Source organism: Phenylobacterium kunshanense, assembly GCF_003254525.1.
Taxonomy (GTDB): domain Bacteria; phylum Pseudomonadota; class Alphaproteobacteria; order Caulobacterales; family Caulobacteraceae; genus Phenylobacterium; species Phenylobacterium kunshanense.
Genome location: NZ_QFYS01000013.1, coordinates 1 through 12,483, shown reverse-complemented (window position 1 = coordinate 12,483; position 12,483 = coordinate 1). Strand labels below are relative to the sequence as shown.

The window sequence follows — 12,483 nt, the reverse complement described above, 5'->3', positions numbered from 1 at the left end:
AGCTATCGGGGCGTCTTAGACCGCAAGCGGACCGGTCAATAATGGCCAATATCAACCGATCGAGCAGACCACTTTCCTGCGCGGCCACGCTTTTTCGTCGTCGGCCTCAAAAAACCCGTTCTCGGCCCTTGCGCCGCCGCTTTCGAGACATACCTCAGCCCTTGCCCATTCCTGGGCGTTTCCTCCCTAAGAACTTCCCCCCGGCCGGGTCTTCGTGACCCGGCCGTTTTTCTTGCGGGCGGCCTGACCCGGCCACGGCTCTAGCCGCCGGCGAAGAGCTGGGCCGAGCGGAGCAGGTAGGTCACCCCCACCGCCGTGACGATCCAGCGGGTCCAGCGCTTGAAGTCCACGTCGGTGATGCGGTTGAGGATCGCGCCGCCGGCCACCGTCCCCAGCATCGACAGCGGCACGGCCAGGGCGAACACCCAGACCGGCGGCATCCCGACCTCCGCCCCGGCCAGCAGGGGCGCGCCATAGACCAGGATCTTGGACAGATGCGCGAACACCTGGGTCGCCGCCTTGGTGGCGACGATGGCGTGCCGCGTCAGCTCGGTGCGGACGAAGAAGATGTCCAGCAGCGGCCCGGCGACCCCGGCCGTGAGGTTCAGGCCCGTCACCGAGAGTCCCGAGAGGAACGCCTGCGCCGGTTTCGCCGCATCCAGGTTGATCCACCGCTGCGGCAGCCAGGTGAGGAACGGCGCCAGCCCCAGCAGCAGGAACAGCAGCGGCTTCGAGGGGGTGAAGGTCAGCAGCCAAACGGCGCCGGCCGCCACCGCCGAGGCCAGGGCGTACCACCCGACGATGTCCCAGCGGACGTGCCTACGGTGCAGGATCGCCCGCCAGCCGTTCGCCACCAGCTGCAGCAGGCCATGGGTGACGAAGGCCGCCTGCACCGGCAGCACGAAGGCCAGCGCGCCCATCAGCACGAGGCCGCCCGCCATGCCGAACACGCCCGAGAGCGTGGCGGTCAGGAACGCCATGCAGACCACGAAGGCCGCGGAAACCAGGGTCATCTGGATCCTCCAGGATTGCGACCGGCCCCGAGAGGCGGGCACAGGCCGCCTCCGATCGCCGGTCAGCTGCGCGTCGCGCGCGGGAAGGAGCGGGCGCTGCGAGCCGGTCGCGGCGAGCGCCTTGGGAAGAGCCTCGGCCGCAGCCGGGCTGGAGGTCGAATAGGGTGTCCATCGCGGATCGCCGTTCGCTTACACCCATGCTGCCCGCCCGGCCAAGGTTGATCGCCCCGATCAACCCGAAGCGCCGCAGGCGAGAGAACCACCGAAACCACAGACGGACACAGAACGGGTCGGCGCTCCAGTCACACCGCCCTTCCGGGACATCTGTGTTTTCTGTGGCCCCAAACGAAAAGAGCCCCCGCTTTCGCGAGGGCTCTCCAGTATCTCGACTGACCGTCGACCCTAGTTCCGGAACACCGCCGACATCGACGAGTCGTGCGGGCCTTCGCGGAACTGCTGCAGCTCGTTGCGGCCCACCACCATGTGGTGCACCTCGTCCGGGCCGTCGGCGATCCGCAGGGTGCGGGTGTTGGCGTACATGCGGGCCAGCGGGGTGTGCTGCGACACGCCCAGGGCGCCGTGCATCTGGATCGCCTGGTCGATGATCTTGCACACGCGCTCGGGCACCATGGCCTTCACCATGTGGATCCAGACGCGGGCTTCGCGGTTGCCCAGCACGTCCATCGCCTTGGCCGCCTTCAGCACCATCAGGCGCATGGCCTCGATCTCGATCCGCGCGCGGCTGACGATCTCGAGGTTGCCGCCCAGCTGGATGATCGGCTTGCCGAACGCCACGCGGGTCATGCCGCGGGTCACCATCAGGTCCAGCGCCTTCTCGGCCGAGCCGATCGCGCGCATGCAGTGGTGGATACGGCCGGGGCCGAGGCGGAGCTGGCTGATCTCGAAGCCGCGGCCTTCGCCGAGCAGCATGTTGGAGGCCGGCACCCGGGCGTTGTTGAACCGGATGTGCATGTGGCCGTGCGGCGCGTCGTAGTCGCCGAACACCTGCTGGCCCTGGACGATCTCCACGCCCTCGCAGGGCAGCGGCACCAGGATCTGCGACTGCTGCAGGTGCGGCGGGGCGTTCTCCTCGCCGGTCTTCACCATGCAGATCATGACCTTGCAGCGCGGGCTGCCGGCGCCCGAGATGTAGTGCTTCTCGCCGTTGATGATGTACTCGTCACCGACGCGCACGGCGCGGGTGTCGATGTTCTTGGCGTCCGAGCTGGCGGTGTTCAGCTCGGTCATGCAGTAGGCCGAACGGATCTCGCCTCTCAGCAGGGGCTCCAGCCACTGCTTCTTCTGCTCGGGCGTGCCGACGCGCTCCAGCACTTCCATGTTGCCGGTGTCGGGCGCGGCGCAGTTCATGATCTCGGACGCCAGGCGCACCTTGCCCAGCTCCACCGCGATGTAGGCGTAGTCCAGGTTCGACAGGCCCTCGCCGGTCTCGGCGTTCGGCAGGAAGAAATTCCAGAGGCCTGCGGCCTTGGCCTTCTCCTTGGCGGCTTCCAGGACTTCCAGCTGGCCGGGCGCGTACTGCCACGGGTCGGGGCGGCCTTCGCCCAGGCGGTGCCATTCCTCGGACGCCGGCTCGCAGACGTCGCGGATGAAGTCCTTCACCGCGTTGTAGAGGGGCAGCGCCTTGTCCGACATCCGCAGGTCGTTGAGCTCGTCCTGCGGGCTCAGCCCGAAGCTGGAATTCGCGCGTTCCGCCGCGACGTTGTTCATGGGTCACTCCTCCCAGAGCGCTGATGCCGAAAAATCGTAAGCGCCGACCATGGGCGCAGACTTGCCAAAAATCAAACAACTGTTCGTCCACAGGGCGCATATCACATTCAAACGATTGTTTGAACCGGAGCCGCCCCGATGGATTTCGAATATTCCGCCCGCCAGAAGGAGCTGATCGCCCGCGTCTCCGACTTCATGGACGCCCACGTCTATCCCGCCGTGCCGACCTACGAGCAGCAGCACGAGGAAGGCGAGCGCTGGAAGGTCATTCCCGTCGTCGAGGAGCTGAAGGCCAAGGCGAAGGCGGCGGGCCTCTGGAACATGTTCATGCCGCCCGGTTCCGGCCACCCGCACGTGGACGAGAGCTTCCGGTTCGAGGGGCTCCAGTGCACGAACCTGGAATACGCCCTGATCGCCGAGATGATGGGCCGGGTGGAGTTCGCCTCCGAGGTGTTCAACTGCTCCGCGCCCGACACCGGCAACATGGAGGTGCTGAACCGCTTCGGCACGCGTGAGCAGAAGGACCGGTGGCTGCGGCCATTGATGAACGGCGAGATCCGCTCGGCCTTCCTCATGACCGAGCCGGCGGTCGCCTCGTCCGACGCCACCAACATCGAGACCCGCATCGAGCGCGACGGCGACGACTACGTCATCAATGGCCGCAAGTGGTGGTCCAGCGGCATGGGCGATCCGCGCTGCAAGATCGCGATCGTCATGGGCAAGACCAACCCTGACGCCCCGCTGCACCAGCAGCAGAGCCAGATCCTCGTCCCCATGGACGCGCCGGGCATCAAGACCCTCCGGATGTTGCCGGTGTTCGGCTACGACGACGCCCCGCACGGCCACGCCGAGGTGGTGCTGGAGAACGTCCGCGTACCGATCAAGGATTCGCTGATCCTCGGCGAGGGTCGCGGCTTCGAGATCAGCCAGGCGCGCCTGGGGCCCGGCCGCATCCACCACTGCATGCGCACGATCGGGTCCGCGGAAGTGGCGCTGGAGAAGATGTGCAAGCGCCTGCTGACCCGCACCGCCTTCGGCAAGCCGATCGCCGAGCATTCCGTCTGGGAGGAGCGGATCGCCCGCGCCCGCATCGACATCGAGATGACCCGCCTGCTGTGCCTGAAGGCGGCGGACATGATGGACAAGGTGGGCAACAAGGCCGCCCGCACCGAGATCGCCATGATCAAGGTCCAGGCTCCGGCGATGGCGCTGAAGGTGATCGACGACGCCATCCAGGCCCACGGCGGCGGCGGCGTCACCAGCGACTTCGGCCTCGCCAAGGCCTACGCCGGCCAGCGCACCCTTCGCCTCGCCGACGGTCCGGACGAGGTGCACAACCGCACCATCGCCCGCCTGGAGTACGCCAAGTACCGCGGCCTCAACGCCCGCGCCGAGGCCGAAAAGGACGCCGAGCGCGTGCCGGTCGGCATCCGCTAGGCGGAGAAGAAGGCGGAGGCGGCCGGTGGCGGCCGCCTCACGGCCTCACTTCACCGGCACGTGGTCGACGTGCGGGCAGACCGCGGCCATCAGGGCGGCGTTGTCGTCGCCGGTGGCCTTCTTGGGCGTCTCGCTGCGCCAGGTGTCCTTGATGTCCAGCGGGGCCGAGGGCTTGTAGCCGCCCAGCGTGATCAGGTTCTTGTCCTTGCAGTCGATGGCGATGACGCTGCCCACGCCGTCCGGCTTGCCGGGACCGGACGGTCCAAGGTTGGCCGAGGGCTTGGAGATCGCCTGCATCACCACGAGGCGGCCGGTCTGCTTGTCCTTGTAGGTATAGTCCGCGTCGTACGACCACTGGGTCCCGTTCGGGCCGTCCACATACTTGGTCCAGGTCTCGGCCGTCGCGGCGCCGGCGATCAGCGACAGGGTGGCGGCAAGCGCAAAGGCGCGGCGCATGGGCGTTCTCTCCAACAGGGTCGCACCGGGATTTCGGCCCGGAGTTCGGCCGGACCCTAGCGGCGGAATTTTGGCGTCTCCACACATTTCAGGCGCGCCATCCGCCTACGCCACCTTCCGCGCCGGCTTGCCCATGGCTCGCTCGGTTTCACCGATGTAGTCGCGGGTGATCGGGACCACGTCCACGCGCTTGGCCAGCTGGATCTGGAAGATGAACTGCCGGCGGTGGCGGAAGCTCTGCTCCGAGATGCCCAGATAGAACTCCCACATCCGGCAGAAGCGCTCGTCGTAGAGCTCGGCGATCTCGGACCGCACCTTGGCGAACCGTTCGCGCCAGTGCCGGATCGTCTCGGCGTAGTGGAGCCGCAGGATCTCGACGTCGGTCACCAGCAGGCCCGCCTTTTCGATCGCCGGCATCACCTCGCTCAGCGCCGGGCTGTAGCCGCCCGGGAAGATGTACTTGTCGATCCAGGCGTTGGTCACCGCCCCGCCCTCGGGCCGACCGATGGAGTGGATCAGCGCCACCCCGTCGTCCTTCATCAGCCGCGCCACCCCGTCGAAATATTCCTGGTAGTTCGGCCGCCCGACCGCCTCGAACATCGCCACCGACAGCACGCGGTCATAGGTCCCCTGCAGGTCGCGATAGTCGGTCAGGGAGAACCGCGCCTTGTGCGCCAGCCCCTTGGCCTCGGCCCGCGCCTTGGCCACCTTGAGCTGCTCCACCGAAAGGGTGATGGCGTCCACCTCGACGCCGGCCTCCTCCACCAGCGTCAGCGCCAGGCCGCCCCAGCCGCAGCCGATCTCCACCACCGACTGCCCTGGCTCCAGGCACAGCTTGGCCGCGATGTGGCGCTTCTTGGCCACCTGGGCCTCCTCCAGCGTCATGTCGGGCCGGGCGAAGTAGGCGCAGGAGTACTGCATGTCCTCGTCGAGGAAGCGCCGGTACAGGTCGTAGGAGAGGTCGTAGTGGTGGGCGACGTTCTTGCGCGCCGCCACCCGGTCGTTGGCCTCGCGCAGCGTGCGGCGAAGCCACTTCTTCAGGCCGCCCCTCTTGCTGACCTTGTACTTGGCGTTCTCGCCGACAAGGTCGATGAACTCGTCGATCCCGCCCTGCTCCAGCACGAGCCCGCCGTCCATGTAGGCCTCGCCGACGCCCAGCCCCGGCTTGGCCGCGATCCGCGCCGCCCACGCGGCCGAAGTCACCCGGCAGACCAGCGCCGGCCCTGTTCCGTCACCTAGCCGGATCTGCCCCCCGCCCGGCAGCTTCACGGTCAGGTCGCCCGAACGGACGATCTTCTGCAGGACGGCTTGCAGCCCCATCGCGGACCTCCCAACTTTTCGTCGAGACTATGGACCGGGGGAGAATTGCCAACCCCCGCACGCGACGCCCTTGACTCGAAAAGGCGGCTTCCCTACCTCCCCGCGGTCGTTAGCACTCAGGGGCCGGGACTGCTAACAGCCCACCCGAGCGCTACGTCACCGACATTCAACCGTCTCGCACGGAGCAGAGAAAATCATGGCGTTTCGTCCTCTTGGGGATCGCGTCCTCGTCAAGCGCGTCGAGGAAGAAGAGAAGACCAAGGGCGGGATCATCATCCCCGACACCGCGAAGGAAAAGCCGCAGGAAGGCGAAGTGATCGCCGTCGGCCCCGGCGCCCGCGACGATTCCGGCAAGGTCCAGCCGCTGGACGTGAAGCCCGGCGACCGCATCCTGTTCGGCAAGTGGTCCGGCACCGAGGTCAAGCTCGACGGCCAGGATCTGCTGATCATGAAGGAAAGCGACATCCTGGGCGTCGTCGCCTAAGCGACCGCCAAGGGCCGGCGATCCGGCCGCTTCCCCCGCAAGAAATCTAGGAAAGAGACCCAGCCATGGCTGCCAAAGACGTCTATTTCTCCTCCGACGCTCGCGACCGCATGCTGCGCGGCGTCAACACCCTCGCCAACGCGGTGAAGGTGACCCTCGGCCCCAAGGGCCGCAACGTCGTCATCGAGAAGTCCTTCGGCGCTCCGCGTTCGACCAAGGACGGCGTGTCGGTGGCGAAGGAAATCGAGCTGGCCGACAAGTTCGAGAACCTCGGCGCCCAGCTCATCCGTGAAGTCGCCTCCAAGACCAACGACAAGGCCGGCGACGGCACCACCACCGCCACCGTCCTGGCCCAGGCCATCGTGGTCGAAGGCCTGAAGTCGGTCGCGGCCGGCATGAACCCGATGGACCTGAAGCGCGGCGTCGACAAGGCCGTCGCCCGGGTGATCGAAGAGATCAAGTCGAACGCCAAGAAGGTCTCGGCCAACAGCGAGATCGCTCAGGTCGGCACCATCTCCGCCAACGGCGACCTGGAAGTCGGCGAGATGATCGCCAAGGCCATGGAAAAGGTCGGCAACGAAGGCGTCATCACCGTCGAGGAAGCCAAGACCGCCGAGACCGAACTCGACGTCGTCGAAGGCATGCAGTTCGACCGCGGCTACCTGTCGCCGTACTTCATCACCAACGCGGAGAAGATGGAGGCCGACCTCGAAGAGCCGCTGATCCTGCTCTTCGAAAAGAAGCTCTCCTCGCTCCAGCCGCTGCTGCCGGTCCTCGAGGCCGTCGTGCAGTCGGGCCGTCCGCTGCTGATCATCGCGGAAGACGTGGAAGGCGAAGCGCTGGCGACCCTCGTGGTCAACAAGCTGCGCGGCGGCCTGCGCGTCGCGGCCGTCAAGGCTCCGGGCTTCGGCGACCGCCGCAAGGCCATGCTGGAGGACATCGCGATCCTCACCGGCGGCCAGCTGATCTCCGAAGACCTCGGCATCAAGCTCGAGAGCGTCACGCTCGACATGCTGGGCAAGGCCAAGAAGGTCACCATCACCAAGGACGACACCACGATCGTCGACGGTTCGGGTGACAAGGACGGCATCGAAGGCCGCATCTCGCAGATCAAGAAGCAGATCGAGGACACCACCTCGGACTACGACAAGGAAAAGCTGCAAGAGCGTCTGGCCAAGCTGGCCGGCGGCGTCGCGGTGATCCGCGTCGGCGGCGCGACCGAAGTCGAAGTGAAGGAAAAGAAGGACCGCGTCGACGACGCCCTGAACGCCACCCGCGCTGCGGTGGAAGAAGGCATCGTCCCCGGCGGTGGCGTCGCCCTGCTGAAGGCCAGCCGCGTGCTGGACGGCTTCAAGGGTGACAACGACGACCAGGAAGCCGGCATCGCCATCGTGCGCCGCGCGCTCCAGGCCCCGATCCGGCAGATCTCCGAGAACGCCGGCGTCGAAGGCTCGATCGTCGTGGGCAAGGTGCTCGAGAACGCCTCGCCGACCTTCGGCTTCAACGCCCAGACGGAAGAGTACGTCGACCTGGTGCAGGCCGGCGTCATCGACCCGGCGAAGGTCGTCCGTACGGCTCTGCAGGACGCCGCCTCGGTGGCCGGCCTGCTGATCACCACCGAAGCGGCCATCGTCGAAGCCCCCAAGAAGGGCGGCGGCGCTCCGGGCGGCATGCCCGGCGGCATGGGCGGCATGGGCGACATGGACTTCTAAGACCTTAGAAGCCTGTCATCCCGGCCAACGAAGGGCGAAGCCCGAAGGCCGAGCCGGGACCCAGACAAGATCGAGGGCGGGGCCGCAAGGCTCCGCCCTTTTTCTTTGCCCGTGCGTGACGTCGCGGACGGCTGCTACGCTGGCGGAAAATCAGAGGGAGGTTCCGTCATGCCCGCCGACTCCGCCGCCGTGCTCGACGACGAGGTGCTCTACGACGTCAGCGAACACATCGCGACGATCACGCTGAACCGCCCCGACCGGATGAACACCATCTCCGGGACCATGCTGGCCCAGCTCACCGAGCTGCTGCTGAAGGCCGACCGCGACCCGGACGTGCGCGCCATCATCCTCACCGGCAAGGGCCGCGCCTTCTGCGCCGGGCTCGACCTCAGGGGCGCCAGCCAGGGCAAGCTCGGGCTGGAGGGCTCGTCCACCTCCACCAACCTCGACCTGCGCGCCACCCCGCCGACGGTCCTCTTCAACCTCGACACCCCTACGATCTGCGCGCTCAACGGCTCGGCCGCGGGCTACGGCCTCGACACCGCGCTCGGCTGCGACATGCGCCTGATCGCCGAGGGCGCGAAGCTGGCCGTGGCCTTCACCAAGCGCGCCATCGTCCCGGAGTCCGGCGGCACCTGGCTGCTGCCGCGCCTCGTGGGCTGGTCCATGGCCGCCGAGCTGATCTTCACCGGCCGCACGCTGAGCAGCGACGAGGCCGTGTCCCTGGGCCTCGCCTCCCGCGCCGTGCCCGAGGGCGACCTCCAGGCCGAGGCGCGCAAGCTCGCCGCCGAGATCGCCGCCAACGCCCCGCTCGCGGTCCAGGCCGCCAAGCGGATGATGCGCATGGGCCTCTCCGAAGGCTTCAACGAGCACGTCCACCACGTCTTCCTGCAGCTCATGCCGCTCATCCGCACCGAGGACTTCGGCGAGGCGGTGAAGGCGTTCCAGGAGAAGCGCGCGCCCGACTTCAAGGGTCGCTAGTCTTCAAGGGTCGATAGCGCCCCAATCCCGCCGCAACTTCTGGTAAGCGTGCGCGGCGGGAGGGCTCTTCATGTTTGTTGCGCTGCTACTCGCGCAGGCGATCGCCGCCCCAGTCGCGGCGACGCCTGCGGAACACTCCCCGGAGACCCGCATCCTGATCGCGCCCGTGGCCTCGGCGATTGCGAAGGTTCGAGCCGATCAGGCCGCCCTGCCGCCGCCGAAGGACGACGCCGAGAAGCTCCTGCGCATGCGCGACCTGGAACAGGCCCCGCGCGCCGCCATGATGGCCGTCGACTTCCAGAAGATCCCGCCGGCGGAACGGAAGGCTGCCTACACGGCGATGTGGCGGCAGATCACTCCGATCGACGAGGCCAACCAGAAGGCCGTTCTGGAGATGCTGCCGCCCGAGGGCTGGTTCACCATCAGCCGCTACGGCAAGGAGGCGTCCCGCGCCGCCTTCCTGATCGTGCAGCACGGGAACGTCGACCTCTGGCGCCGCTTCGTGCCGGTGCTGGAGCCCCTCGCCGCCAAGGGCGAGGTGGAGGGCCGCCACTTCGCGCTGATGTACGACCGGCTGGAGACCACCGAGGGCCGCAAGCAGCGCTATGGCTCGCAGATGAGCTGCAAGGCTGGGAAATGGGTCCCCTTGCCCATCGAGGACCCAGATAACCTCGACGCACGGCGGGCGAAGCTCGGGATGGAGCCCTACGCGAGCTACCTCGCCAAGAACTACTCCGGACCCGCGCCCTGCTGAGGCCTACTTGCGGTCGTCGCGGATCACCATGCCGCCGATCCAGCTCGCGATGCCGGTGACGATGGCCGCCAGGATGCCGGCGAGCAGCCCGTTCACGTGGAAGCCGCCCAGCATCAGCGCCACCAGCCCGATCATCCCGGCGTTCACCACCAGCAGGAACAGGCCCAGCGTCAGGATGGTGATCGGCAGGGTCAGGATCGTCACCACCGGCCGCACGAAGGCGTTCACCAGCCCCAGCAGCACCGCCGCCAGGATCAGCGTGCCGGTGTCGTCCACCCGCACCCCCGGCACGATGGCCGAGGCCACCCATAGACCCAGCGCGGCGAACACCGCGCGGATCAGGAATTTCGCCAGCAGCATCTGCGCTCCCCTCGGCCTTCACCATCACGAGCCTAGGGCCATTCGGGTCTCCGGGGAAACCCGCCGCCGCCGACCGGCGTCGTCCCGAAAATATCCATTCGCAGAACAAGGGTCCGTTCACACTTGCGCGTCATAGTGGTGCGTCATGGCGCCACAGGGGGTGGTTGGCGCCGGGGGATGATCTGGAGTCGGACGACGGTGACCGACAAGCGTTGGAGCCTGCTCGACGAACGGCTGGAGATCGTCGCGGTCACAGCCGCGGCGGTGCTCGTCGTGCGTCTGCTCGCGGGCGTCGGCGCCGCGGTCATCGCCAACCTGATCTTCGGCCCGACCTTCGCCCTGACGTGGTTCGGGGCCTTCGCGTTCCACGAGACCATCACCCGGATCGTCACGCGCCCCGTGGCTCGCGGCGAACACATGAGCCGGCTCCAGCGGGCTGGTTATGTGGCCTGCATGGTGGTGTCGAGCCTGACCTGGTCGGCTCTGGCCGTCCGCCTGTGGGTGACCGGAGAGGAACCCTTCCGCCTGGCCGCCCTGGCCATTCTGGCAGGTCTGCTGACCCACGCTCAGGGCTTCTCGTCGCGCTCGCCCGCCGCCCTTGCGGCCATGGGCATTGTCCCCGCGACGCTGTGGTTCGCCCTGCCCGTCTTCATGGGCGGCTATTCGGGCGTCGGGCTGGTCACCGTCACGGTCGGCCTCGCCCTCCTGCTCTCCTATGTCGGCGCGAGCGCCCGGGCCAACGTCCGCACCGCCGCCGCCCTCGCGGAGGCCGAGCGCGCCGCCGTCACCGCCAACGAGGCCAAGTCCGCGTTCCTCGCCATGGTGACGCACGAGCTGCGCACCCCGCTGAACGGCGTGCTGGGCATGGCCCGCGCGCTGCAGCGCACGACCCTGGAGCCCCGCCAGCAGCGCTACGTCGAGACCATGCTGCGCTCGGGCGACACCCTGCTCGTGATGCTGAACGACGTCCTCGACCTGACCAAGATCGAGGCCGGCCGGATGGATCTGGAGGTCGCCTCCTTCGACCTGCGGGAACTCAGCGACCACGTGATCGAGCTGTGGCTGGAAGGCGCCAAGGCCAAGCAGCTCAGCCTCACCTGCGAGGTCGACGCCGACCTGCCGGCCCGTGTGCTGGGCGACGAGACCCGCGTGCGCCAGATCGTGATGAACCTGGTCTCCAACGCCCTGAAGTTCACCGAGACCGGCTCCGTCCGCCTCGAGGCCTCAACCTATCCCAGCGCCGACGGCGACGGCGGGGTGGAGATCCGCGTCGTCGACACCGGCATCGGCATCACGCCCGACCAGCTCGCCAACCTCTTCCGCCCCTTCGTCCAGGCTGAGACCTCGACCGCGCGCAAGTACGGCGGCACGGGCCTGGGCCTGGCCATCTGCCGCGACCTCGCCACCCGCATGGGCGGCCACATCGACGTCGAGAGCACCCCGGGTAAGGGGTCGACTTTCCGGGTCTGGCTGCCCCTGCCCGCCGCCGACGAACAGCCCCACACGGCCGCCCGGCCGGAAGACCTGCCGGCGATCCGCATCCTTGTGGCCGACGACAACCCCATCAACCAGGCCGTGGCCCGCGCCATCCTTGAGGCCGCCGGCGCCGTCGTGGAGACGGCCGGCGACGGCGAACAGGCCCTCGAGCGCCTGCGCACCGAGGTCTTCGACGTGGTGCTGATGGACGTCCACATGCCGGTGATGGACGGGATCGAGGCGGTGGGCCGCATCCGCGACGGCCAGGTCGGCCGCCACGACATCCCGATCATCGCCCTCACCGCCGACGCCATGCCCGGCGAGGAGACGCGCCTGCGAGGCCTCGGCTTCGACGCCCTGCAGCACAAGCCCGTCCAGCCCGCCGCCCTCATCGGGGCGATCGGCGACGTCATGACCGCCCGCGCCGAACGCGCCCTGGCGGGCGACTCGGCGGCTTCAGCCGCCTAGAACTTCACCTCCCCCGCGAAGCGGCGGGAGGGGGACCGCGGGCCGAGGTCGGCGAAGCCGGCCGTAGAGCGCGTGGTGGTGGGGGCGAGTCCCACGCACCGCACCAGCCACGCCGATCGATCCGCCGAGCTCCCGGCTCGCCCCCTCCACCCGCCGATCTTCGCCTTCGGCTCGGCGGCCGGTCCCCCTTGTTTGTTGGCTGGCTGCTACAGTGGCGACGTCTTCCGGGACGCCCGCCTGGCGTAGCCGCGCCAGGCGGGCTGTCGGTGGAGGGGCCGTGTCCCCCAGAGCCTT

General features: G+C 68.2%; 11 protein-coding genes. 6 read left to right on the top strand and 5 right to left on the bottom strand.

The window, feature by feature from the left end; translation table 11 throughout:
- Nucleotides 1–260 precede the first annotated feature (260 nt).
- The gene (locus DJ019_RS19750) at nt 261–1,013 is read right to left on the bottom strand and encodes a TSUP family transporter (RefSeq protein WP_111278409.1); all 753 of its coding nucleotides are present in this window, start codon (nt 1,011–1,013) and stop codon (nt 261–263) included.
- 402 nt (nt 1,014–1,415) lie between these two features.
- Entirely contained in the window at nt 1,416–2,741 is a 1,326-nt protein-coding gene (locus DJ019_RS19745; RefSeq protein WP_111278406.1) for an acyl-CoA dehydrogenase family protein, read from the bottom strand.
- Nucleotides 2,742–2,879: 138 nt separating this feature from the next.
- On the opposite strand from DJ019_RS19745, the gene DJ019_RS19740 reads away from it, so the two are divergent.
- Nucleotides 2,880–4,178 (top strand): acyl-CoA dehydrogenase family protein, encoded by a 1,299-nt coding sequence (locus DJ019_RS19740; protein WP_111278404.1) that lies wholly within the window; start codon nt 2,880–2,882, stop codon nt 4,176–4,178.
- Nucleotides 4,179–4,223: 45 nt separating this feature from the next.
- Here the strand turns inward: DJ019_RS19740 and DJ019_RS19735 are convergent, their stop codons facing one another.
- Nucleotides 4,224–4,634 carry a hypothetical protein gene (locus DJ019_RS19735; RefSeq protein WP_111278401.1) on the bottom strand — a complete coding sequence of 137 codons (411 nt, stop codon included), beginning with the start codon at nt 4,632–4,634 and terminating at the stop codon, nt 4,224–4,226.
- Between the two features lie 105 nt (nt 4,635–4,739).
- Nucleotides 4,740–5,954, bottom strand: a complete 1,215-nt coding sequence (locus tag DJ019_RS19730) for an SAM-dependent methyltransferase (RefSeq protein ID WP_111278398.1) — start codon at nt 5,952–5,954, stop codon at nt 4,740–4,742.
- A gap of 196 nt (nt 5,955–6,150) precedes the next feature.
- Between DJ019_RS19730 and groES the strand changes: the two genes are divergently transcribed.
- The 4 genes from groES to DJ019_RS19710 all read left to right on the top strand — a co-directional run bounded on the left by groES (nt 6,151) and on the right by DJ019_RS19710 (nt 9,885).
- The gene (gene groES, locus DJ019_RS19725; RefSeq protein ID WP_111278395.1) at nt 6,151–6,438 is read left to right on the top strand and encodes a co-chaperone GroES; all 288 of its coding nucleotides are present in this window, start codon (nt 6,151–6,153) and stop codon (nt 6,436–6,438) included.
- Between the two features lie 65 nt (nt 6,439–6,503).
- A complete protein-coding gene (gene groL, locus DJ019_RS19720; protein WP_111278392.1) occupies nt 6,504–8,150 on the top strand; it encodes a chaperonin GroEL in 1,647 nt (548 codons plus the stop codon).
- Nucleotides 8,151–8,318: 168 nt separating this feature from the next.
- Nucleotides 8,319–9,131, top strand: a complete 813-nt coding sequence (locus DJ019_RS19715) for an enoyl-CoA hydratase/isomerase family protein (RefSeq protein ID WP_111278389.1) — start codon at nt 8,319–8,321, stop codon at nt 9,129–9,131.
- A gap of 70 nt (nt 9,132–9,201) precedes the next feature.
- Nucleotides 9,202–9,885, top strand: a complete 684-nt coding sequence (locus DJ019_RS19710; protein WP_111278386.1) for a DUF6624 domain-containing protein — start codon at nt 9,202–9,204, stop codon at nt 9,883–9,885.
- A gap of 3 nt (nt 9,886–9,888) precedes the next feature.
- Here DJ019_RS19710 and DJ019_RS19705 read toward each other — a convergent pair whose 3' ends face one another.
- A complete protein-coding gene (locus tag DJ019_RS19705) occupies nt 9,889–10,239 on the bottom strand; it encodes a phage holin family protein (protein WP_111278557.1) in 351 nt (116 codons plus the stop codon).
- A gap of 204 nt (nt 10,240–10,443) precedes the next feature.
- Here DJ019_RS19705 and DJ019_RS19700 point away from each other — a divergent pair, with 204 nt between their 5' ends.
- Nucleotides 10,444–12,189 (top strand): ATP-binding protein, encoded by a 1,746-nt coding sequence (locus tag DJ019_RS19700; protein WP_165844096.1) that lies wholly within the window; start codon nt 10,444–10,446, stop codon nt 12,187–12,189.
- Nucleotides 12,190–12,483: the final 294 nt, after the last annotated feature.

Bases quoted from the DNA above. Each gene is read 5' to 3' on its own strand.
- DJ019_RS19750 (WP_111278409.1), bottom strand. From the start codon at position 1,013: ATGACCCTGGTTTCCGCGGCCTTCGTGGTCTGCATGGCGTTCCTGACC.
- DJ019_RS19745 (WP_111278406.1), bottom strand. From the start codon at position 2,741: ATGAACAACGTCGCGGCGGAACGCGCGAATTCCAGCTTCGGGCTGAGC.
- DJ019_RS19740 (WP_111278404.1), top strand. From the start codon at position 2,880: ATGGATTTCGAATATTCCGCCCGCCAGAAGGAGCTGATCGCCCGCGTC.
- DJ019_RS19735 (WP_111278401.1), bottom strand. From the start codon at position 4,634: ATGCGCCGCGCCTTTGCGCTTGCCGCCACCCTGTCGCTGATCGCCGGC.
- DJ019_RS19730 (WP_111278398.1), bottom strand. From the start codon at position 5,954: ATGGGGCTGCAAGCCGTCCTGCAGAAGATCGTCCGTTCGGGCGACCTG.
- groES (WP_111278395.1), top strand. From the start codon at position 6,151: ATGGCGTTTCGTCCTCTTGGGGATCGCGTCCTCGTCAAGCGCGTCGAG.
- groL (WP_111278392.1), top strand. From the start codon at position 6,504: ATGGCTGCCAAAGACGTCTATTTCTCCTCCGACGCTCGCGACCGCATG.
- DJ019_RS19715 (WP_111278389.1), top strand. From the start codon at position 8,319: ATGCCCGCCGACTCCGCCGCCGTGCTCGACGACGAGGTGCTCTACGAC.
- DJ019_RS19710 (WP_111278386.1), top strand. From the start codon at position 9,202: ATGTTTGTTGCGCTGCTACTCGCGCAGGCGATCGCCGCCCCAGTCGCG.